Source organism: Cupriavidus sp. 01L43 (assembly GCF_056399925.1).
Genome location: NZ_JBFTSH010000008.1, coordinates 99401 through 120667 on the forward strand (window position 1 = coordinate 99401; position 21267 = coordinate 120667).

At 67.1% G+C, this 21267-nt stretch carries 20 protein-coding genes, 1 tRNA gene and 1 pseudogene; 13 read left to right on the plus strand and 9 right to left on the minus strand.

The annotated features are described in order from the left end of the window. Window positions 1–187: 187 nt before the first annotated feature. The 9 genes from AC1DP9_RS15390 to recA all read right to left on the minus strand — a co-directional run bounded on the left by AC1DP9_RS15390 (window position 188) and on the right by recA (window position 8047). Complete coding sequence (locus AC1DP9_RS15390; RefSeq protein WP_477107825.1) at window positions 188–712, minus strand: pilin; 525 nt, start codon at window positions 710–712, stop codon at window positions 188–190. A gap of 11 nt (window positions 713–723) precedes the next feature. Next, window positions 724–1251 carry a pilin gene (locus AC1DP9_RS15395; RefSeq protein WP_441644813.1) on the minus strand — a complete coding sequence of 176 codons (528 nt, stop codon included), beginning with the start codon at window positions 1249–1251 and terminating at the stop codon, window positions 724–726. A 210-nt stretch (window positions 1252–1461) separates the two neighbouring features. Further along, a complete protein-coding gene (locus AC1DP9_RS15400; RefSeq protein WP_477107826.1) occupies window positions 1462–1959 on the minus strand; it encodes a pilin in 498 nt (165 codons plus the stop codon). 259 nt (window positions 1960–2218) lie between these two features. Next, window positions 2219–2914 carry a TerC family protein gene (locus tag AC1DP9_RS15405; RefSeq protein ID WP_092292001.1) on the minus strand — a complete coding sequence of 232 codons (696 nt, stop codon included), beginning with the start codon at window positions 2912–2914 and terminating at the stop codon, window positions 2219–2221. Window positions 2915–3194: 280 nt separating this feature from the next. Continuing rightward, the gene (gene sucD, locus AC1DP9_RS15410; protein ID WP_092291999.1) at window positions 3195–4076 is read right to left on the minus strand and encodes a succinate--CoA ligase subunit alpha; all 882 of its coding nucleotides are present in this window, start codon (window positions 4074–4076) and stop codon (window positions 3195–3197) included. 84 nt (window positions 4077–4160) lie between these two features. After that, entirely contained in the window at window positions 4161–5327 is a 1167-nt protein-coding gene (gene sucC / locus AC1DP9_RS15415) for an ADP-forming succinate--CoA ligase subunit beta (RefSeq protein WP_092291997.1), read from the minus strand. Between the two features lie 89 nt (window positions 5328–5416). Further along, window positions 5417–6091: a DUF2889 domain-containing protein gene (locus AC1DP9_RS15420; RefSeq protein WP_477107827.1), complete on the minus strand. Its 675-nt coding sequence runs from the start codon at window positions 6089–6091 to the stop codon at window positions 5417–5419. A gap of 347 nt (window positions 6092–6438) precedes the next feature. Continuing rightward, the gene (gene recX / locus AC1DP9_RS15425; protein ID WP_477107828.1) at window positions 6439–6897 is read right to left on the minus strand and encodes a recombination regulator RecX; all 459 of its coding nucleotides are present in this window, start codon (window positions 6895–6897) and stop codon (window positions 6439–6441) included. A gap of 85 nt (window positions 6898–6982) precedes the next feature. Then, window positions 6983–8047 (minus strand): recombinase RecA, encoded by a 1065-nt coding sequence (recA, locus tag AC1DP9_RS15430; protein ID WP_092291991.1) that lies wholly within the window; start codon window positions 8045–8047, stop codon window positions 6983–6985. A gap of 235 nt (window positions 8048–8282) precedes the next feature. Here recA and AC1DP9_RS15435 point away from each other — a divergent pair, with 235 nt between their 5' ends. The 13 genes and pseudogenes from AC1DP9_RS15435 to creC all read left to right on the plus strand — a co-directional run bounded on the left by AC1DP9_RS15435 (window position 8283) and on the right by creC (window position 21261). Continuing rightward, window positions 8283–8972: a response regulator gene (locus AC1DP9_RS15435; RefSeq protein ID WP_092291989.1), complete on the plus strand. Its 690-nt coding sequence runs from the start codon at window positions 8283–8285 to the stop codon at window positions 8970–8972. A 12-nt stretch (window positions 8973–8984) separates the two neighbouring features. Next, window positions 8985–10565 carry a sensor histidine kinase gene (locus tag AC1DP9_RS15440; RefSeq protein WP_092291987.1) on the plus strand — a complete coding sequence of 527 codons (1581 nt, stop codon included), beginning with the start codon at window positions 8985–8987 and terminating at the stop codon, window positions 10563–10565. After that, window positions 10562–10915, plus strand: coding sequence for a DUF4212 domain-containing protein (locus AC1DP9_RS15445; protein WP_477107829.1), 354 nt, complete (start codon window positions 10562–10564; stop codon window positions 10913–10915). The genes AC1DP9_RS15440 and AC1DP9_RS15445 overlap by 4 nt, the downstream gene beginning before the upstream one ends. A gap of 251 nt (window positions 10916–11166) precedes the next feature. Further along, entirely contained in the window at window positions 11167–12861 is a 1695-nt protein-coding gene (locus AC1DP9_RS15450) for an MFS transporter (RefSeq protein ID WP_477107830.1), read from the plus strand. Window positions 12862–13061: 200 nt separating this feature from the next. Further along, window positions 13062–13138 (plus strand) — tRNA-Met (locus AC1DP9_RS15455). A 178-nt stretch (window positions 13139–13316) separates the two neighbouring features. After that, window positions 13317–14306, plus strand: coding sequence for an MBL fold metallo-hydrolase (locus AC1DP9_RS15460; RefSeq protein ID WP_477107831.1), 990 nt, complete (start codon window positions 13317–13319; stop codon window positions 14304–14306). A gap of 62 nt (window positions 14307–14368) precedes the next feature. Next, entirely contained in the window at window positions 14369–15379 is a 1011-nt protein-coding gene (locus tag AC1DP9_RS15465) for a LysR family transcriptional regulator (protein WP_477107832.1), read from the plus strand. Between the two features lie 140 nt (window positions 15380–15519). Beyond that, window positions 15520–16488, plus strand: a complete 969-nt coding sequence (locus tag AC1DP9_RS15470; protein ID WP_477107833.1) for an isopenicillin N synthase family dioxygenase — start codon at window positions 15520–15522, stop codon at window positions 16486–16488. A gap of 13 nt (window positions 16489–16501) precedes the next feature. Then, window positions 16502–17212, plus strand: a pseudogene (locus AC1DP9_RS15475) (alpha/beta fold hydrolase); the annotation flags it as partial. 66 nt (window positions 17213–17278) lie between these two features. After that, window positions 17279–17806 (plus strand): nucleoside deaminase, encoded by a 528-nt coding sequence (locus tag AC1DP9_RS15480; protein WP_477107886.1) that lies wholly within the window; start codon window positions 17279–17281, stop codon window positions 17804–17806. 125 nt (window positions 17807–17931) lie between these two features. Continuing rightward, window positions 17932–19038 (plus strand): NAD(P)/FAD-dependent oxidoreductase, encoded by a 1107-nt coding sequence (locus AC1DP9_RS15485; protein WP_477107834.1) that lies wholly within the window; start codon window positions 17932–17934, stop codon window positions 19036–19038. Between the two features lie 50 nt (window positions 19039–19088). Then, entirely contained in the window at window positions 19089–19775 is a 687-nt protein-coding gene (gene creB / locus AC1DP9_RS15490; protein ID WP_092291979.1) for a two-component system response regulator CreB, read from the plus strand. A gap of 13 nt (window positions 19776–19788) precedes the next feature. Continuing rightward, window positions 19789–21261, plus strand: a complete 1473-nt coding sequence (creC, locus tag AC1DP9_RS15495; protein ID WP_477107835.1) for a two-component system sensor histidine kinase CreC — start codon at window positions 19789–19791, stop codon at window positions 21259–21261. The last annotated feature ends 6 nt before the right edge of the window (window positions 21262–21267 follow it).

Sequence of the window (21267 nt, forward strand, 5' to 3'; positions counted from 1 at the left end):
TGCTTGCATGTGATGCATTACCCCTAAAGCAGGGAGCGTGCCAGGCTAGCAAATGCCGATAATCTCATGCGGGAGTGACAAAATTTGGCTGATCTACGATTCCAAGGGACGGCAAATCAACAAAATTTGTCACATTTTGTGTCTGCGGGACTGCCAAAGTTTTGCACTTTGAGGCGGGCGGGAGGGACTACGCCTCTGGGGTGTACCCCCACCGGTACCGACATGCCTTTGGACGCACATTTTCGCGCGCGTTCGAGTAACAGTCCCACGAAGCCGCGCCTCCGCCAGCGTAGCCTTCAGACGGTTTGCCGGTTCCACTCAACTCCAACTCCACGAACTTGCCCCTGAGCAGCGGCGATGCATCCTCCCGGAAGTACGCCCGGAGAAAGCACCCGCCGCCGTCTGAAACCTGGCCCATGGACTGGGCCACCACGCGCTCCACGTACTTTCCGTTAATGGTTTCAGCCGRCGGCAAGGCGGCATCGTTCTCCCCGGTGTTGTCCGGACATTGTGAGGAAAGCACATATGCCTCCAGCACCGAGACCTTCAATCCGCCCAGCAAGTACAGCCCCTCGGCGAACTGGGCGCGCGCCACAAAGGCGCGGTACTGCGGCATGGCGAGGCTGGCCAGGATGCCGATGATCGCCACAACGATCATCAGCTCGATCAGCGAAAACCCCGCCTGCCGTGCATGGCGCTTGCGGCGGTCCATGGCGCACCGCCTCAGGCCGAGGTGGAACTCGATCCCCTCACGCTGCAGGACTTCGGCATCAGCTTGTGGTCCACGTTGGAGAAGCAATCCCAGGTGAACGAGCCCTCGGAGCCCTTCAGTTCCAACTCCACATGCTTGCCGGCCAGCGCCTGCGAGACGTCACTCCGGAACCGGGCCGTGATCACGCAACCGCCGGAGTCGCCCACCACGCCATTGGCCTTGGTTTCCACCGATGCCACATACCGGCCATTGATGGTCGAACTCAGCGGCAGGCCGGAGTTATTGGCCGTCTTGTTGTCCGGGCACGACCCGGAGCTGACGTAGGCCTCCACCAGCGACGTCTTCAGGCCCGATGCCAGCGTCAGCGCCTCGGCGAACTGGGCCCGCGCCACGTAGTCGCGGTACTGCGGAATGGCAAGGCTGGCCAGAATGCCGATGATCGCCACAACGATCATCAGTTCGATCAGCGTGAAGCCGGCGCGCATGGTCCGGCGCACAAGACGGCCAGACCGCCGTGGATAAGTGTTGGTGTGTTGCATAGGACCCCCTTTCTGGTTGTCGTCATCGACGCGATGACTGGGGTCGTATGCTGTGGCGGGCTGCGCGCCATGAATTTGATCGCGCGCAAGCCGCCGGACGTTGATTCACTCTGATGGAAATGCACCATAAATGGCGCATTTCGGCCCGATTTTTTCGATGCTGACCGAGGATGGGAGCGCTCCCACCCCCGATCAGCCGCCGTCATCAGATCAGGCCGGCGCCGCAGCCGCCGCCACGTGGCTGCACGCCTTGGGCAGGTACTTCCGTTCAGCGCCCGATTCGCACTGCCACGCCACGGCACCCTGGTCCGCGCCGGTCATGCGCAGCGTCAAGGACTTGCCGACCAGCCCCTTGGCGATGCCGGCGTCCTTGAAGTTGGCGACGATGGTGCAGCCGCCCGCTGCCGTGGGCGTGCCGCCCGTGACCACGCTCTTGATGTACGTCCCGACAATGCTGGTCGCCAGCGGGATCCCATCCGCCGCCCCGCTGGCGTTGCTGGGGCAGGTGCCGCCGTACGAGAACGTTTCGATCACCGCCGGCTTTTGCCCCGACGCCAGGCTCAGTCCCTCGGCGAACTGCGAGCGCGCCACGTAGTCCTGATACTGTGGAATGGCGACCCCGGCGAGGATGCCGATGATCGCCACCACGATCATCAGTTCGATCAGCGTGAAGCCGCGATGGCGGCGTGCGGAAGGCTTGCGTTGCATATTGACCCTTTTCATGGTGATGGTTGATGTCCGTGCCGCGCGGCATTGCGCACCGGCACGGCACCCATGATCGGGAGGTCAGCCCCCTATTCCGATTGATCTCCGACAATTCCCACAGGCTTGTGGGAATTGCTTGGAAATCCACAGGAATTCGTGGCGCGGGCGCCCACAGCGCCCTGTTGTAGCGGCGCCACCAAAGAAAAACGGGCGGCCAGATCGGCCGCCCGTTTCAGGCAATACGAGACTACGAGTCAGGGGGTCAGGCCACCTGCGCGCTCCGGCGCTTGAGCAGCTTGCCCACCAGCACCACCAGCACGGCCCCGACCAAGCCAAACACCAGATGGGCGTGCGGCACATGCACCTGGAACCACTCTGCATCCACGGGGTCGCTCACCAGCATCTCGCCGGCCAGGTAGCCCAGCAGCGCGGCGCCCAGCACGATGATGAGCGGGAAGCGCTCCATCACCTTCAGCAGGATGGTGCTGCCGAACACAATCAGCGGAATCGACAGGCCCAGGCCCAGCACCAGCAGCATCAGCTGGCTGCCTTCGGGGCCCTTCTGTGCGGCGGCGGCCACGGCCACCACGTTGTCCAGCGACATCACCAGGTCGGCAATCAGGATGGTGCGGATGGCTTGCCAGATGTTGTCCTTGGCGTCGTGGCCTTCCTCGCCGTCATCACCGGTCAGCAGTTGCACGCCGATGTAGACCAGCAGGATGGCGCCGACGATCTTCAGGTACGGCAGCGTCAGCAGCTTCACGGCGGCCACGGTCAGCACCACGCGCATGATGATGGCGGCGGCGCTGCCCCAGAAAATGGCTTTCTTTTGCTGGGCCGGCGGCAGATTGCGCGAGGCGAGCGCGATCACCACGGCGTTGTCGCCGGACAGCACGATATTGGTCAGGATGATGGATCCCAGCGCAATCCAAAATGCGCTGCTCGACAGCAATTCCACGGCAAGACTCCTCGAATTTCTAGGTTTATTCCACGTTCGCCAACCGCCCGGCAGGCGGCGCCACTGCGAACTTTTGGATGTCTGAACTTACAGACATGGAGATGTATCGCACGAACCTTACGATTCGGTTTCAACCTTCCGGCAGGCGGCTCGGGAAATACCCTAGGTCAGCGTCTCGCCAGAATGACATTGCCCCCGGGCGAGCGGGGGCAATGCGATGCAATCACCACACGTCAGGCGCCCGAATCGGCACGCCATGGCGCGGGAAGTGACGCATGATTTACAGCATCGCCTTCAGCAGGCGGGCCATCTCCGACGGGTTCTTGGTCACCGTGATACCGCAGGCTTCCATGATTTCCAGCTTGGCCTGGGCGGTGTCCGCACCACCCGAGATCAGCGCGCCGGCGTGGCCCATGCGCTTGCCCGGGGGCGCCGTCACACCGGCGATGAAGCCAACCACCGGCTTCTTCATGTTGTCCTTGATCCAGTGCGCGGCGTTGGCCTCGTCCGGGCCGCCGATCTCACCGATCATGACCACGGCGTCCGTGTCGGGATCGTCGTTGAACATCTTCATCACGTCGATGTGCTTCAGGCCGTTGATGGGGTCGCCACCAATGCCCACGGCCGACGACTGGCCCAGGCCCAGCGCGGTCAGCTGGCCCACGGCTTCGTACGTCAGCGTGCCCGAGCGCGACACCACGCCGATGCGGCCCTTGCGGTGGATGTGACCCGGCATGATGCCGATCTTGATCTCGTCCGGCGTGATCAGGCCCGGGCAGTTCGGACCCAGCAGCAAGGTCTTCTTGTTCTGCTTACGCATCTTGTCCTTGACTTCCATCATGTCGCGGACGGGAATGCCTTCGGTGATGCAGACCACGAGGTCCAGATCGGCGTCAACGGCTTCCCAGATGGCGGCGGCAGCGCCGGCGGGCGGCACGTAGATCACCGACACGGTCGCGCCGGTCGCCTGCTTGGCGTCCTTCACGCTCGCGTAGATGGGAATGCCCTCGAAGTCCTCACCGGCCTTCTTCGGGTTCACGCCCGCCACATAGGCGTTCTTGCCGTTCGCGTAGTCGCGGCAGCCACGGGTGTGGAACTGGCCGGTCTTGCCGGTAATCCCCTGGGTGATGACCTTGGTATCTTTGTTAATCAGAATCGACATGCTGTAATCCTTTGCTTGGCGTCGCGCGGCGCGGGCAGGGCCTGCGCACCGCGCGCTTGCATTTGTTGGCGTATCGGCTTCGGCTTACTTGCCAGCGGCAGCGGCCACAACCTTCTGGGCGGCTTCTTCCATCGTGTCCGCCGAGATGATCGGCAGGCCCGACTCGGCCAGCATCTTCTTGCCCAGGTCTTCGTTGGTGCCCTTCATGCGGACGACCAGCGGCACGCCCAGCTGCACGGCCTTCGAAGCCGAGATCACGCCTTCGGCGATCACGTCGCAGCGCATGATGCCGCCGAAGATGTTGACCAGGATGGCCTCCACGTTCGGGTTGCTCAGCATCAGCTTGAAGGCTTCGGTCACCTTCTCGGTGGTGGCACCGCCGCCCACGTCCAGGAAGTTGGCCGGCTCGCCGCCGAACAGCTTGATGGTGTCCATGGTGGCCATGGCCAGGCCGGCGCCGTTCACCAGGCAGCCGATGTTGCCGTCCAGCGAGATGTAGGCCAGGTCGAACTTCGAGGCCTCGATTTCGTTGGCGTCTTCTTCGTCCAGGTCACGGTAGGCCACGATTTCCGGGTGACGRAACATCGCGTTGGAGTCGAAGTTGAACTTCGCGTCCAGGGCGATCACCTTGCCGTCGCCGGTCAGGATCAGCGGGTTGATTTCGGCCAGCGAAGCGTCGGTTTCCCAGAACGCCTTGTACAGGCCTTGCAGTGCCTGGCGCGCTTGCGGCACGCTGGCGTCCGGCACGCCGATCTTGCGGGCGATGTCGTCGGCTTCGGCGTCCTGCAGGCCCACGGCCGGGTCCACGATCAGCGTGTGGATCTTTTCCGGGCTGTGCGCAGCCACTTCCTCGATGTCCATGCCGCCTTCGCTGGAGGCCATCAGGGCCACCTTTTGCGAGACACGGTCCACCACCAGCGACACGTACAGTTCCTTCTTGATGTCAGCGCCTTCTTCGACCAGCAGGCGGTTGACCTTCTTGCCTTCCGGACCGGTCTGGTGCGTCACCAGTTGCATGCCCAGAATGTTGGTGGCGTAGGTCTTGACGTCCTCGATGCTCTTGGCCACCTTCACGCCGCCGCCCTTGCCGCGGCCGCCTGCGTGGATCTGTGCCTTGACGACCCACACCGGACCGCCGAGCTGCTCAGCCGCCTTCAGGGCTTCTTCAACCGAGAAAGCCGGGATGCCGCGCGGAACCGGCACATTGTATTTGCGCAGGATTTCCTTGCCTTGATACTCATGGATATTCATGCGTGTTTCCTTTCGGGTAGGCGTAAAGGGATGGGAAAAATGGGGGAGACGATTCGTCTCTCGCTGTTCCTGTGGGCGGACCGTGACGGTCAGCCCGAGGTTCCGTTGGGCCGGTGGGCCAGGGTGTCGTCGCCCGATGCCGGAGCATCGACGCGTGACGCGGTCTGGGACGATGACGCCGCAGCGCCGGCCTTCGGTGCCGGCTGGTAGCCATACCAGCGCGGGTAAAACTGGCGAACCACCTCGCCCTCGAAATGGAGCGCGTGGCATCCATGGAGCTGGTAAGGCGGTTCGGGATTCGGATCGTTGACGGTGGCGCCGTCGCGCACATTGAAGACATCGCCGGCAAACGCCTGGATGGCGGCGGTCGGCAACACGCCGGCCAGCTCCGTCAGGTGGGTGCAGCCGGCCACGCCGGACAGCCGCTCGCGCACCGCCTTGCGGAAGCCCTTTGTCAGGTTCAGGCCGATCAGCTTCCGGTAGGCCGGGCCGATCGTGTCGCAATGCGTCGGATACGGCACCCAGTCGGAGCAGGCTTCAGCATCCACCACGTTCATGCGGAGGTCGATCGTCACGCGCAGCCAGAGGTCGTGCAGCGGCTGGCCGATGGGGCGAATGCCGCCGCCGGCGAGTTCGATGTCACGTGGCTTGGTGTCGGTAAGGCGGGCCTCGATGTCCCACAGACCGTCTTCCCGCGCATACGCTTCCGCCGTGATGGCACGGCGATGACGCAAGGTGCGGTTGGCAGGCGGGGAAAGTGGCATGACAGCTGGGGCTGACGCGGGATGTTGAGGTGTGACCGGGGGCAAACGTCACGGCCGGGGCGGGACGGCCGACAGCCGCACGGCCGCCAAGGCCGGAAAACCGGGAGAGTTTAACATGCCGCGCCGCTTTGACCGGGAACATCCTGCGATACGGAATGTCGGGGGCGAATTGTTGCGCCGGTGACAACGCCGAACCACGGCGCGACAAGGGCTGGCGGGCGGCCATCGTATCCGGCGGCACGGTCGGTGGTGCGGCGCCGCAACATTGGACGCCGGATCACAAAATCCCTGTTGCGCACGCAGGTATACAGCGGTCTACGTGGCGCAATCGACACCTCGTTGCCATCTCACTGGTCATCTTCCGCGCCGCGGATGATCTTGCCGACCATGGCGCGCGAGAAGCCGCGCGCGACCATGAAGCGGATCTGCTTGGCCTTGGCCTCCGGAGAATCCGGGGCGGTGCCGAAGCGCTTGCGCCAGACCTCCCGGGCCCGCTCGACCTCGGTGTCCCGCAGGCGGTCCTGGAGGTCATGCAGTTGTTCATTGCCGAGCTGATGGGTCTTGGCCTCCTGCATCACCCGGGCGGCGCCATAGCGGCTGGCGCGGCGATGGACCAGGCTATCGACGAAGCGGTCGTTGGAGAGCCAGTTCTCGCGCTCGAGGGCGTCCAGCAGGGTGTCCACCTCCTCGGGCGTCTCGGCGTGCGGCGCCAGCTTGCGCCGCAGTTCGGCGCGGCTGTGCTCGCGGCGCGACAGGTAGCCGACGGCGCGGGCCTTCAGCGAGAGCGGGGGGCGGGAGCCAGCCATCAGGGGGTCATCGACAGTGCAGTACCAATAAAAAAAGCCGCCGCACGATCTGCGACGGCTTCCGAGGGGCGGAGAAAGCTCCGCCTCAGCCTTCGATTTCGGCCGGTGCGCTGACGACAGCGGCGTTCATCGCCACCACGCCAAGCGCCGCACGGACCTTGTTCTCGATCTCAGCGGCGATGTCCGGGTTCTCGCGTAGGTATTCGCGCGCGTTGTCCTTGCCCTGGCCGATCTTTTCGCCGTTGTAGCTGTACCACGCGCCCGACTTCTCGACGATCTTGGCATCCACGCCGAGGTCAATGATCTCGCCCTGACGGGAAATGCCCTGGCCGTAGAGGATGTCGAAGAATGCCTCGCGGAACGGCGGCGACACCTTGTTCTTCACCACCTTGACCTTGGTCTCGTTGCCGATGACGTCGTCGCCCTTCTTGATCGAGCCGATGCGGCGGATGTCCAGGCGCACCGAGGCGTAGAACTTCAGCGCATTGCCGCCGGTGGTCGTTTCAGGTGAACCAAACATCACACCGATCTTCATGCGAATCTGGTTGATGAAGATCACCAGGCAGTTGGTGCGCTTGATCGTGCCGGTCAGCTTGCGCAGCGCCTGGCTCATCAGGCGGGCCTGCAGGCCGGGCAGCGAATCGCCCATTTCGCCCTCGATTTCGGCCTTCGGCACCAATGCGGCCACCGAGTCGATCACGATCAGGTCGATCGAGCCCGAGCGCACCAGGGCGTCGGTAATTTCCAGGGCCTGCTCGCCGGTGTCCGGCTGGGAGATCAGCAGTTCACCCACGTTCACGCCCAGCTTGCCGGCGTAGTTCACGTCCAGCGCGTGTTCCGCGTCGATAAAGGCGCAGGTGCCGCCCAGCTTCTGCATCTCGGCCACCACCTGCAGCGTCAGCGTGGTCTTGCCCGACGATTCCGGACCATAGATCTCCACCACGCGGCCGCGCGGCAAGCCGCCGACGCCCAGCGCGATATCGAGCCCCAGCGAGCCGGTCGACACCACTTCGATGTCCTTTTCGATCTCGCCATCGCCCAGACGCATGATCGAGCCCTTGCCGAACTGCTTCTCGATCTGGGAGAGCGCGGCGGCAAGCGCCTTCTGCTTCTCAGCGCTCACGCCGGCGCCGGCCTTCTTGTCGTCCATGGTCGTCCTTCAGTCAATGGTGTATAAATAGGCCGCATGCGGCGCGACGCCTGATTTTTAAGCGATTTCCGACGGAAATCGGCCTGAAAAGTGATCTGGCGTGCGACCCGACCCGGCTGCCCACAAGGCAGCCTGCGGAATGTCGGGTACTGTATAAAAAAACAGTATGCTTGGCAAGCCCCACCGGTTCCGCAACCGCGTGGCGTGCGATGCTGGCAACAGGGTGGAGACAACCATGCGCATTCTGATTGCGGAAGATGACGACGTGCTGGCAGACGGGCTCACGCGCTCGCTGCGGCATTCCGGCTACGCCGTCGACCACGTCGCCAACGGCGTGGAAGCCGATTCGGCCCTGTCGACCCAGCATTTCGACCTGCTGATCCTGGACCTCGGCCTGCCCCGCATGCCCGGCCTGGAGGTGCTCAAGCGCCTGCGCACGCGCGGCGCGATGCTGCCGGTGCTGATCCTGACCGCCGCCGATGGCGTGGACGAGCGGGTCAAGGGCCTGGACCTGGGCGCCGACGACTACATGGCCAAGCCCTTCGCGCTGTCCGAGCTGGAGGCGCGCGTGCGCGCGCTGGTCCGGCGCGGCGCGGGCGGCGGCGCCACGCTGATGCGCCACGGGCCGCTGGCCTTCGACCAGGTCGGCCGCATCGCCTACCTGAACGAGCAGATGCTGGACCTGTCCGCACGCGAAATCGGCCTGCTGGAGATCCTGCTCACGCGCAGCGGGCGGCTGGTTTCCAAGGAACAGCTGGTGGACCACCTCTGCGAGTGGGGCGAGGAAGTCAGCAACAACGCCATCGAGGTCTATGTGCACCGGCTGCGCAAGAAGATCGAAGTGGGTGGCATCCGCATCGCCACGGTGCGCGGCCTGGGTTACTGCCTGGAGAAGTTCCAGCCGGTGATGGCGGCGCATGGCTGATCCGGGGGCGGCATGCGCCTGCTGAGACTGCGCTGGGGCCGCCCGCCGGCCCTGCCCCCCCTGCCCAACTCGCCGCCGCCCCTGCCGACCCTGGCCGACGCCGCGGCGGAGGACGCCGCGCTGGCCGACGCCCTGCCGCACCTGGAAGAATCGTCCGCCCATCCCTCCCCGCGCTCGCTGTTCGGCGAGATCCTCGACTGGATGCTCGCCCCGCTGCTGCTGCTCTGGCCGATGAGCATTGCGGTCACCTACCTCGTCGCCAAATCCATCGCCAACGGTCCGTTCGACCGCGCGCTGGAGGCCAGCGCCATCGTGCTGTCCCAGCAGGTGCGCGAGGTGAACGGCCGCGTGACGCTGCAGCTGCCGCTCTCCGCGCGCGAGATTCTGCGCGCCGACGAAACCGACAATATCTATTACCAGGTGGTGGGCAAGCGCGGCGAGTACGTGGCCGGCGACCACGACCTGCCGCTGCCGTCCGAGGAGGACCAGGGCCATGCCGGGCTGGTGTCCCTGCGCGACGACCGCGTGGCCGGCAACGACGTACGTGTGGCCTATACCTATGTCGACCTGAAAAGCGCCGGCTCCCAGCCGGTGCTGGTGCAGGTGGCCGAGACGCTCGACAAGCGCGCGCGGCTGGCCAACGAAATCATCAAGGGCGTGATCCTGCCGCAGTTCGTGATCCTGCCGCTGGCCGTGGTGCTGGTCTGGTTCGGCCTCACGCGCGGGCTGGCGCCGCTGACCGCGATCCAGCAGCGCATCCGGGCGCGCAACCCCGGCGATACGAGCCCCATCGACGAGACCGCCGCGCCGCAGGAGATCACGCCGCTGGTGGCATCGTTCAATGACCTGCTGGCGCGACTGGACCAGTCCGTGCAGACGCAGAAGCGCTTTATCGCCGATGCCGCGCATCAGATGAAGACGCCGCTGGCCGGGCTGCGCATGCAGGCCGAGCTGGCGCAGCGCGAGCAGTCGCCCGAGGAATTGCGCCGCTCGCTGGCGCAGATCGCCGGCAGTTCCGAACGCACCGCGCACCTGGTGACGCAGCTGCTTTCGCTGGCGCGCATGGAGAACCTGGCCGGCGCGGGCGGCATGGCGCCGCTGGACCTCACCGCGCTGGCGCGTGAGGTGGTCAAGGACTGGCTGCCGCAGGCGTGGGCGCGCCGCATCGACCTGGGGCTGGAAGCCGACGACCACCCGGTGACCATCACCGGCAACCGCCTGATGCTGACCGAGATGCTCAACAACCTGCTGGACAACGCGATCCGCTACACGCCGTCCGGCGGCCATGCCACCGTGCGCGTGGCGGCCGATCCGTTCGAGCCGTTCGCCTATCTCGATGTGGAGGACACCGGGCCGGGTATCGCCCCGTCCGAGCGCGAACGGGTGATGGAGCGCTTCTACCGCGTGCTCGGCACCAATACCGAGGGCAGTGGGCTGGGCCTCGCCATCGTGCGCGAGATCGTGCAGCAACATGGCGGCGAGGTGGCCATCGACGATCACGTTTACCAGCCGTCGCCCCGGCTGGCCGGCACGCGGCTGCGCGTGACGCTGCGCCGCGCCCAGAGCGGCACCGGCACCGGGGAGCCGGCATGAGAAAGCCCCCGCGCGACCGCATGTCGCCGCAGGAGCGCCGCGCGTGGCGCCACAACCGGCGCTGGATCGGCGCGCTGCTGGTAGTGTGGTTCGTGGTGTCGTTCGTGGTGAGCTGGTACGCGCGAGAGCTGCGCTTCGACTTCTTCGGCTGGCCCTTCTCGTTCTGGGTGGGCGCCCAGGGGGCGCTGATCGTCTACGTGGCGATGGCCGCGCTCTACGCCTGGCGCATGAACCGCGCCGACCACGAGTTCGAACCTGACGGCCACCCTGCCCCGCCGGCCGGGGGCGAAGCTGTCCCGCACGTCGCCCCGCCTCCCCCGCAAGCCCCTGCCGGGGCCGATGCTGCATAGCAAGATTCCCGCCCCGCCGTACCGCGTGGCCCGCCCGGTGCCGCGCCCAACCGCAGCGCAACAACCCCGGCGCTTCGGGGGAAGTTCCCCCCGCTAGCGTATACCCCGACGATTTAGGCGCCATTCCCGTCATTTCTGTCAGAACGCAGTAAGTTTCACCTCCCACAATCCTCTTCAACTTCGATGCAGCGGTCCGCACACGCGTGGCCGCTGACAACGGGGAACCTTTCGATGAGACGGAGGAGACAATAATGGCAAACGCGCAAAACGTGGCAGTGCCGGGGGGCGGTGCACAAAACACGCCGATGACGCGCGAAGAGAGGAAGGTCATCCTGGCCTCTTCGCTCGGCACGGTATTCGAGTGGTACGACTTCTACCTGTACGGTTCGCTGGCGGCGGTCATCGCCAAGCAGTTCTTCGCGGGCCTGGACCCGACCTCGGCGTTCATCTTCGCGCTGCTGGCCTTCGCGGCGGGCTTCCTGGTGCGCCCGTTCGGCGCCCTGGTGTTCGGCCGCCTGGGCGACATGATCGGCCGCAAGTACACGTTCCTGGTCACCATCCTGATCATGGGCCTGTCCACCTTCCTGGTGGGCCTGCTGCCCGGCTACGCCACCATCGGCTGGGCGGCCCCGATCATCCTGATCGCGCTGCGCATGCTGCAGGGCCTGGCGCTCGGCGGCGAGTACGGCGGCGCGGCTACGTACGTGGCGGAGCACGCCCCGCACGGCAAGCGCGGCGCGTACACGGCCTGGATCCAGACCACCGCGACGATGGGCCTGTTCCTGTCGCTGATCGTGATCCTGCTGACGCGCGAGCTGACCGGCCCGAACTTCGACGTCTGGGGCTGGCGCATCCCGTTCCTGCTCTCGATCCTGCTGCTCGGCATGTCGGTCTACATCCGCCTGTCGATGAGCGAATCGCCGGCGTTCCAGAAGATGAAGGCCGAGGGCAAGACCTCCAAGGCTCCGCTGACCGAGGCATTCGGCCAGTGGCGCAACATGAAGATCGTGATCCTGGCGCTGCTGGGGCTGACCGCCGGCCAGGCCGTGGTCTGGTACACGGGCCAGTTCTACTCGCTGTTCTTCCTGACGCAGGTGCTGAAGGTGGACGCCAAGACGGCCAACCTGCTGATCGCCGGCGCACTGGTGATCGGTACGCCGTTCTTCATCTTCTTCGGCTCGCTGTCTGACAAGATCGGCCGCAAGTGGATCATCATGATCGGCTGCGCCATCGCCGTGCTGACCTACTTCCCGCTGTTCAAGGCGCTCACGCACTACGCCAACCCGGCGCTGGAGCGTGCCCAGCAGACCGCGCAGATCGTGGTCACGGCCGACCCGAAGACCTGCTCGTTCCAGGGCAGCCCGATCGCCCGCGAAATCGACTTCCGCAGCTCGTGCGACATCGTAAAGCGCACGCTGGCCCAGGCATCGGCCAGCTATGAAGTGATCGACGCCCCGGCCGGCACGCCTGCCTCGGTGAAGATCGGCGACAAGGAGATCAAGGCGTTCGACGCCACGGTCGTGAAGGGCGCGTTCGACGACGAGAGCAAGGGGAAGATCGCCGCGTTCAAGAAGGAAGTGTCCGGCTCGATGGCCTCCCACGGCTATCCGACCAAGGCCGACCCGGCCCAGATGAACACGATCATGGTGCTGGTGATCCTGGTCATCCTGGTGATCTACGTGACGATGGTGTACGGCCCGATCGCGGCGATGCTGGTGGAGATGTTCCCGACGCGGATCCGCTACTCGTCGATGTCGCTGCCGTATCACATCGGCAACGGCTGGTTCGGCGGCCTGCTGCCCACCATCTCGTTCGCGTTGGTGGCCCAGAACGGCAATATCTACTACGGCCTCTGGTACCCGATCATCATCGCCGCCATGACCTTCGTGATCGGCGCGCTGTTTGTCCGCGAAACCAAGGACGTGGATATCTACGCCAACGACTGAGCCAGATTCAGATTCAGGCCAGCGCTGCGCAACCGCGCTCAGGATAGACCGGCACCGCAAAGCTAGTACACGGCCGGTCGCTCCTTCTCAGGCAGATCTTCGGATCTGCCATTTTTTTGGGCAGCCTGCGGAAGCTTGCATAAAACTGTCACGAGGGTGTTGACAGGCTCCAATCCGTGGGTATAATTGCGGTCTTCGTTGGCGAATTAGCTCAGTCGGTTAGAGCGACGGAATCATAATCCGCAGGTCCGGGGTTCGAATCCCTGATTCGCCACCATCTATTAGAAAAGCCGCAGTCCTTCACGGGATTGCGGCTTTTTGCTTTGGGCACCTTCCGGCCTTCCTGCCCCCCGCGTGACCCTCAGCGCGCATTTTCCGACAGATCATTAGAATGGGCCCCCGGCAACCTGCTGCCCTATTCGCTTTCACTCCCATCCAGGAAGGATCTGTCCCCGATGAAATCCCTCGCCTTTGCCCCCCAGGCCACCCGCCGGCTGGTTCGCGCCGCGCTGGCCGGCCTGATGTTTGCCAGTCTTGCCGCCACGGCCGCGCCCGCGCAGGTCAAGGAGCAGGTGCCCGGCTTCTATCGCCAGCAGGTTGGCGACGTGGTCGTCACCCCCCTCTATGACGGTTATGTCGATCTCGGCAGCAAGCTCCTCAAGGGCATGCAGGCCAAGGATCTCCAGTCGCTGATGGCGCGCATGTTCGTGGTCGACAAGAACGGCGTGCAGACTGCCGTCAACGGCTTCCTGGTGCATACGCAGGACAAGCTCGTGCTGGTCGATGCCGGCGCGGCGCAGTGTTTCGGCCCGACCATGGGTGGGCTGGTGAACAACATCCGCGCCGCCGGCTACAAGCCGGAGGACGTGGACGCGGTGCTCCTGACCCACCTGCACCCCGACCACGCCTGCGGCCTGACCCAGGGCACCACGGCGGTCTTCCCCAATGCCACGGTCTGGGCCTCGCAGAAGGATGCCGATTACTGGCTCAGCGACGCCGCCGCGCAGCAGGCCCCCGAGGACAAGAAGCCGTTCTTCAAGATGGCCCAGGACGCCGTGGCGCCCTACAAGGCCAAGGGCGCGCTCCACACCTACGCCGACGGCGCGCAGCCGCTGCCCGGCTTCAGCGTGCTCGGCACGCCGGGCCATACGCCGGGGCACAGCTCCTATCTGGTGACGTCCAAGGGCCAGACGCTGCTGCTGTGGGGCGATATCGTCCACAGCCATTCGGTGCAGATGGCCCACCCCGAGGTGTCGATCGAGTTCGATTCGGACCAGCAGCAGGCCATCAAGACGCGCAAGGCCGTCTTCGCGCAGGCCGCCGCCAAGGGCTGGCTGATTGCCGGCGCGCACATGCCGTTCCCGGGCCTGGGCCACATCCGCAAGGATGCGCGCGGCTACAGCTGGGTGCCGGTGGAGTACGGTCCGGTCCGCGCCGACCGCTGATCGGCAAGGGGGCGAACCGGGTGCCGTCCCCCGCGCTGGCACGGTGCATGCTCGATCCGGGCATGCACATCCACGCCCGCGCCATCAAGTATTTCGACATGATCCGCCGCTGCGGCTCCATCCGCGAAGCTGCGCGGCGGCTGCACGTGGCCTCGTCGGCCATCAACCGCCAGCTGTTGCAGCTCGAGGAAGAGATCGGCAGCCCGCTGTTCGAGCGCCTGGCCACCGGCCTGCGCCTGACCCCGGCCGGCGAGGTGTTCTCGCGCCACGTGATCACCGTGCTGCAGGACGAGCAGCGCCTGGCCACCGAGCTGGAACTGCTGCGCGGCGTGCGACGCGGCTCGCTCAGCGTGGCGGCCGTGGAGGGGCTGAATGCCGACCTGATGCCCGCCATGCTGACGCAGATGCACCGGCGCTACCCCACTATCCAGATCGACGTGCGCATCTGCGGCTCCGAACAGGCCGCCCAGGCCGTGATCGATGGCGAGGCGGACCTTGGCATCGGCTTCTCCATCCGCCGCCACGACGGCCTGCGCCAGTGCATGGTGTCGCGTTTCGCGCTCGGCGCCATCGTGCCGCCCGGCCATCCACTGGCCAGCCTGCCGCACGTGGCCTTTGCCGAATGCGCGGCCTACCCGCTGATCCTGCCCCGGCCGGAACTGTCGATGCATGAACTGCTCCAGCCCGTGCTCGCCCATCACAAGCGCGCCTTGCAGGTGCTGCTGGAAACCTCGTCGATCGAACTGGCGAAGGGCCTCGTCGAGCGCGGCGTGGGCATCTTCTTCCAGAGCCGCCTGGGCCTCGAGCGCGAACTGCGCGACGGGCGGCTGGTGCACGTGCCGCTGGACACCCCCGCGCCGATCTGCTCGGAACTCGGCGTCTATGTGCGCGCCGGCCGCACGCCGCCGCCGGCGCTGGACGCCTTCATCCGGATTGCCGCGGAGGCCATCGAGGCGCGCGAGCGCGACGAAGTCCTCGCGCTGCGCAAGCCCACCGCGCCGCACCGCGACCGTGCCCCGGCGCGCCAAAGCGAGGCATCGGCGGACTCGTTCGCGCACGCCTTGAGTGCATGAGCGGATAGTGGCCCGGGGGGCTCGCCGGGGTGCTCGCATTTCGGCATCACCCCGCGCAAAAATCGGCGCTATCCAGCGCAGTGGCACCTCCCTAGACTGGGTTGCATCCGTCGCCCAGCCTTCGAGGCCCGCCGCTCACCGTGACTGCCACCGCCCCCGCCTCCCTCAGCCTGCCCCTGATCGACATCGCCGGACTGCGCAGCGCCGACCCCGCCGCGCGCCGCGCCGTGGCCACGCAGCTGCACGATGCCTGCGCGCATCGCGGCTTCTTCTACCTGACGAACCACGGCATCGACCCGGCGCTGATCCGCGATGTGTTCGCGGCCAGCCAGCGCTTTTTCGACCTGAGCATGGCCGACAAGCTCGCCGTGGACAAGCGCCTCTCGCCCTGCAACCGGGGCTATGAGCCGCTGCGCGCCCAGACGCTGGAAGCCGGCGCGCCGCCGGACCTGAAGGAGAGCTTCTATATTGGTGCCGAGATTGCCGCCGACGATCCGCGCGTGCTGGCCGGCCGCTTCAATACCGGCCCGAACCAGTGGCCCGCCACCCTGCCGGCTTTCCGCGACGTGATGGAGGCGTACTACCAGCAGGCGTACGCGCTGGGCGCCACGGTCGTGCGCGGGCTGGCGCTGGCGCTGGACCTCCCCGAGGACCATTTCGACGGCTACCTGCACGACGCCTCCGCCACGCTGCGGCTGCTGCACTACCCGCCCCAACCCGCGCAGCCCCAGCCCGGTGAGAAGGGTTGCGGCGAACATACCGACTTCGGCGGCGTGACCCTGCTGCTCCAGGACGAGACCGGCGGCCTGCAGGTCTGGGACGCCCTCCAGGCCAGCTGGATCGATGCCCCGCCCGTGCCCGGCGCCTTCGTGGTCAATATCGGCGACCTGTTCGCGCGCTGGACCAATGACCGCTACGTCTCCACGCTGCACCGCGTGATCAACCGCTCGGGCCGCGAGCGCTATTCGGTGCCGTTCTTCTTCACCGGCAACCCGCTGCACGAGGTGGCGTGCCTGCCGACCTGCCGTGCCGAAGGCGAGGCCACCAAGTACCCGCCCGTAACCGTCGAACAGCATCTGATGGACTGCTACCGGCGCACCTACGGCTGACCCGATCATGTCGATGCAACGCCCCCACATCGTGCTGATCCATGGCGCCTGGCAAGGCAGCTGGGCCTTCGCCGCCTGGCAGCCGATGCTCGAAGCCGCCGGCTGGCAGGTACACGCCGTGGACCTGCCCGGCAACGACCGCAGCCCCGAAAGGCGGGCCGACGCCACCCTCGCCGGCTACACCGCCCACGTGTGCGCACTGCTGGCCGCGCTGGACGCGCCCGCAGTCGTCCTCGGCCACAGCGGCGGCGGCCTGACCGCCTCGCAGGTGGCCGAAACCCTGCCAGACCGCGTGCGCGCGTTGGTCTACCTCGCCGGCATGATGCTGCCCACCGGGGTCAGCTTCGGCGACGTGATCGCCCAATGCCGCGCCGCCGATGCCGATTTCCACTACGCCGGCATCGTGCCGCACCTCGCATGGGATGCCGATGGCACCACCAGCCGCGTGCCGCCCGCCGCCGCGCGCGAGATCTTCCTGCACGACTGCCCGCCCGAGGCCGCGCAGACCGCCGCCGCGCGGCTCTGCCCCCAACCGGACACAGGCCGCGACATGCGCAACACGCTCAGCCCCGCGCGCTTCGGCCGCGTGCCGCGTGTCTATGTCGAATGCCTGCAGGACCGCTCCGTCACGCTGCCGCTCCAGCGGCGCATGCAGGCGCTCACGCCGGGCGCCCACCGGATTTCGCTCGACTGCGGCCACGTGCCGCAACTGGCCTGCCCGCAGGCCCTGACCGACGCCTTGCTGCCCCTCCGAGCCATGCCCTCACGAAGACCTGCGGAGACCATGACCATGTCTATGACCACGCCCGGACCCACTACCCTGCCCGCCCAGGGCCTGCCGCCCACGCCGGAACAGATCCGCCGCCACCTGCGCCGCGCCCAGCAGGTGGCCGAGCGCGCCGTGACGCTGGGCCACCACCCGTTCGGCGCCATCCTGGTCGGTCCGGACCAGGAAACCGTGCTGCTGGAGCAGTGCAACATCGACACGGTGAACCACGCCGAATCCACGCTCGCACGCGTGGCCGCCACCAACTTCCCGCCAGACTACCTGTGGGGCTGCACGCTCTACACCACCGTGGAGCCGTGCTGCATGTGCGCCGGCACGGCCTACTGGGCCAATATCGGCCGGGTGGTGTTCGGCATGACCGAGCATGCGCTGCTGCAGTACACGGGCAGCCACGCGGAGAACCCGACCATGAGCGTGCCGTCGCGCTATGTGTTCGATCATTGCCAGAAGGCCGTGGAGCTGATCGGCCCGGTGCCGGAGATGGAGGCCGAAATCGCCGCGGCGCAGCGCCGCTTCTGGGCCGGCCGATAGCAAGGCCGTGGCGCCCGCCGGCGCGACGGCCATCGCGGTGGCGCTGTACCACGCCACACATTCGCCTCATACCGGCTTCACCGTCGCTGGCGACACTCGCTCCGTCCAACTTCAGGAGCAGTGACATGACGGCAGCCGGTGCGAATTTCGATGCGGACGTGGTGATCGTGGGGGCCAGCTTCGCGGGCGCGGCCTGTGCGCTGGCGGCGGCGCGGGCCGGCCTGCGCGTGGTGGTGCTGGAGCGCAAGGTCGATCCGGGCGAAAAACTCCACACCACCGGCATCATCGTCAAGGAGGCCGCCGAGCAGACCTGGCTGCGCCACGCGCCGGCAGACTGCCTGCACCGCGTGGAACAGGTGCGGCTCTACGCGCCCAGCCTGCGCAACCTGGCGCTGCGCGCCCCCGGCTACTACTTCCTGACGACCGATACCCCGCGCCTGATGCGCTGGCTGGCCGCTGAACTGGTGTGCCATGGCGTGGACCTGCGCCTCGGCACCGCGTTCACGGGCGCCCAGCCCTGCGAGGGCGGCTGGCGCGTGCCCGGGGTGGGCCGCACGCGCTACCTAGTCGGCGCGGACGGGGTGCGCTCGCGCGTGGCGATCACGGCCGGGCTGGGGCGCGTGCACGACTTCCTCTATGGCGTCGAGTACGAGTTTCCCGGCATGACGCTGCCCGAGCCGGGCGCCCTCCACTGCTTCGTCAGCAAGCGCTTCGCGCCGGGCTATATCGGCTGGGTGACGCAGAACCCGACCGGCGTGCAAGCCGGGCTGGCCCTGCGCCAGACGCCGCGCCGCCCGCGTGCGCCTGACATCGACGGCTTTCTGCAGCGCGTGCGCCATCTGCTGCAAATTCCGGACGACGCCATGCCCGGCGCCACGCGGGCTGGGCTGATTCCGTGCGGCGGGCCGGTCGCGCCCATCGCCGGACCCGGGGTAATGCTGACCGGGGATGCAGCCGGGGTGGTCTCGCCGGTGACGGCGGGTGGGATCCACTCGGCGTGGCGCCACGGCGAGACCATCGGCGAGGCCATGGCCGCCCACCTGCTCCACGGCGGGCCGGCGCCGGAGCGGGTGGCGACGGCCAGCGCGCCGCGCTTCCTGACCAAGCGCGCGCTGCGCTGGGTGTTCGACCGCCTGCAGTTCGACTGGCCGTTCGAGGTGCTGCTCCATTCCGCGCCGCTGCGGCTGGCCGCCGAGCGGGTCTACTTCCATCGGCGCGGGGTGCGCGCCTGATAAGATCGCGCCAATCCCTGCATTCCAGCATCCCAGAGCCCCCGGAACCAATGAACCCGCCGACCGTCGTCGTGGTGGAAGACGAAGCCGCCATCGCCGACACCATCCTCTATGCACTGCGCACCGATGGCATGCAGGCCGAGCACCTCGTGCTGGGCGGCGATGCGCTGCAGCGGCTGCGCGCGGCACCGGCCGACCTCGTGATCCTGGACGTCGGCCTGCCGGACATGAGCGGTTTCGAGGTCTGCCGGACGCTGCGCACGTTCTCTGACGTGCCAGTGATTTTCCTGACGGCGCGGCACGAGGAGATCGACCGCATCGTCGGGCTGGAGATCGGCGCGGACGACTACGTGGTCAAGCCCTTCTCGCCGCGCGAACTGGCGGCCCGGGTGCGGGTGATCCTGCGCCGTGCCGGCGGTCGCGCCGGAGCACCCCCTACGGCGCCCGAACCCGCCCGGTTCACCCACGATGCCGCCGGCGCGCGCATCGCCTTCCACGGCCAGTGGCTGGCCCTCACGCGCTACGAGTACCGGCTGCTGGCGCTGCTGGTGGCGCAACCGGGGCGCATCTACTCGCGCGCCCAGCTGATGGACATGGTCTGGCACGACGCCGCCGACACCATCGACCGCACCGTCGACACCCATATCAAGACCGTGCGCGCCAAGCTGCGCGCGGTGGATGCCACGTTCGATGCCATCCGCACCCATCGCGGCATGGGTTACTCGCTCGATCCCTGAGCGCCCGGCCGGCATGCATATCGGACTCCGCATCTTCTTCGGCTTCTTCCTGATCGTCGGGCTGGCCGCGTTCCTCACGCTGCGGGTGTTCGTGCAGGAAGTGAAGCCGGGCGTGCGCCAGGCGATGGAGGACACGCTGGCCGACACCGCCCAGGTGCTGGCGCTGCTGGCTGCCGACGACATGCAGCAGGGCCACATCGGCGATGGCGCGTTCGCGCGGCGCGTGGCCACGCTGGCCAGCGTGCCGGTGGACGCGACGATCTGGGGCGTGCACAAGGACACCATCCACTACCGGGTCACCATCACCGACAGCCGGGGCATCGTGCGCTTCGACTCCGCCGGCACCGCCGCGGGCGCCGACCACTCCCGCTGGAACGATGTGGCGCGCACCCTGCAGGGCAAGTACGGCGCCCGCAGCACGCGCACCGACCCGGACGACGAGGACAGTACCGTGATGCACGTCGCGGCGCCGATCCAGGCCGATGACGCGGGCGGTACGCCCCATAGCGGTCCGATCATCGGCGTGCTGACCGTCTCCAAGCCGAATCGCGTGATGGCGCCGTTCATCGACCGCAGCCGACAGAAAATCCTGCTCCACGGGTTGCTGCTGATGGGCTGCGCCTTCGTGATCGGGCTGGCGTGCACGCTGTGGCTGGTGCACGGGCTGCGCCGGCTGCAACGCTACGCCCGCGCGGTGGCCGCCGGCGAGCGCGCGGAGATGCCGCTGCGCGGCGCCGGCGAACTGGCGGAGCTGGGCCGCGCCGTGGAGACGATGCGGCTGCGGCTGGAGGACAAGCAGTACGTCGAGCACTACATCCACACGCTGACCCACGAGATGAAAAGCCCGCTGGCGGCCATCGGCGGGGCGGCGGAGCTGTTGCAGGAGGAGATGCCTGCCGACGACCGGCGCCGCTTCGCCGCCAATATCCAGGGCCAGACCCGGCGGCTCGAACTGATGATCGGCAAGTTGCTGATGCTGGCGGCGGTGGAGCAGAAGCAGCAGCTCGATGCCAGCGAGCCGGTGGCGCTGCTGCCGCTGCTGGAGGCGATCGTGGAGGCGTGCGAGCCTCGCGCGCGCCAGCGCGGCATCACGCTGCACCGCCAGCCGCGGCCGGAAGGATTCGGGGCGCCCGTGGTCAGCGGCGACCCGTTCCTGCTGCATCAGGCGCTCGCCAACCTGCTCGACAACGCGCTCGACTTCTCCCCGGCGCACGGCACGGTGGAGATCGCCGTGCTGCCCGGCGCGGCCGGGATGATCGACATCCGCATCACCGACAATGGCCCGGGCATCCCCGCCTATGCGCAGGGGCGGCTGTTCGAGCGCTTCTATTCGCTGCCGCGCCCCGATGGCCGCGACAAAAGCACCGGCCTCGGGCTCTGCCTCGTGCGCGAGGTGGCGGCGCTGCACCATGGCCGCATCGCCGTGGAGAACCGCCCCGGCGGTGGCGCGGCCGCCACGCTGTCGCTGCCCGCCTCTGGTATGTGAGCGAGT

What these genes read in the sequence shown, in the direction of transcription:
- AC1DP9_RS15395 (WP_441644813.1), bottom strand. Translation starts at nt 1,251, where the DNA reads ATGCAACACACCAACACTTATCCACGGCGGTCTGGCCGTCTTGTGCGC.
- AC1DP9_RS15400 (WP_477107826.1), bottom strand. Translation starts at nt 1,959, where the DNA reads ATGCAACGCAAGCCTTCCGCACGCCGCCATCGCGGCTTCACGCTGATC.
- sucD (WP_092291999.1), bottom strand. Translation starts at nt 4,076, where the DNA reads ATGTCGATTCTGATTAACAAAGATACCAAGGTCATCACCCAGGGGATT.
- AC1DP9_RS15420 (WP_477107827.1), bottom strand. Translation starts at nt 6,091, where the DNA reads ATGCCACTTTCCCCGCCTGCCAACCGCACCTTGCGTCATCGCCGTGCC.
- recX (WP_477107828.1), bottom strand. Translation starts at nt 6,897, where the DNA reads ATGGCTGGCTCCCGCCCCCCGCTCTCGCTGAAGGCCCGCGCCGTCGGC.
- recA (WP_092291991.1), bottom strand. Translation starts at nt 8,047, where the DNA reads ATGGACGACAAGAAGGCCGGCGCCGGCGTGAGCGCTGAGAAGCAGAAG.
- AC1DP9_RS15435 (WP_092291989.1), top strand. Translation starts at nt 8,283, where the DNA reads ATGCGCATTCTGATTGCGGAAGATGACGACGTGCTGGCAGACGGGCTC.
- AC1DP9_RS15440 (WP_092291987.1), top strand. Translation starts at nt 8,985, where the DNA reads ATGCGCCTGCTGAGACTGCGCTGGGGCCGCCCGCCGGCCCTGCCCCCC.
- AC1DP9_RS15445 (WP_477107829.1), top strand. Translation starts at nt 10,562, where the DNA reads ATGAGAAAGCCCCCGCGCGACCGCATGTCGCCGCAGGAGCGCCGCGCG.
- AC1DP9_RS15450 (WP_477107830.1), top strand. Translation starts at nt 11,167, where the DNA reads ATGGCAAACGCGCAAAACGTGGCAGTGCCGGGGGGCGGTGCACAAAAC.
- AC1DP9_RS15460 (WP_477107831.1), top strand. Translation starts at nt 13,317, where the DNA reads ATGAAATCCCTCGCCTTTGCCCCCCAGGCCACCCGCCGGCTGGTTCGC.
- AC1DP9_RS15465 (WP_477107832.1), top strand. Translation starts at nt 14,369, where the DNA reads ATGCACATCCACGCCCGCGCCATCAAGTATTTCGACATGATCCGCCGC.
- AC1DP9_RS15480 (WP_477107886.1), top strand. Translation starts at nt 17,279, where the DNA reads ATGTCTATGACCACGCCCGGACCCACTACCCTGCCCGCCCAGGGCCTG.
- AC1DP9_RS15485 (WP_477107834.1), top strand. Translation starts at nt 17,932, where the DNA reads ATGACGGCAGCCGGTGCGAATTTCGATGCGGACGTGGTGATCGTGGGG.
- creB (WP_092291979.1), top strand. Translation starts at nt 19,089, where the DNA reads ATGAACCCGCCGACCGTCGTCGTGGTGGAAGACGAAGCCGCCATCGCC.
- creC (WP_477107835.1), top strand. Translation starts at nt 19,789, where the DNA reads ATGCATATCGGACTCCGCATCTTCTTCGGCTTCTTCCTGATCGTCGGG.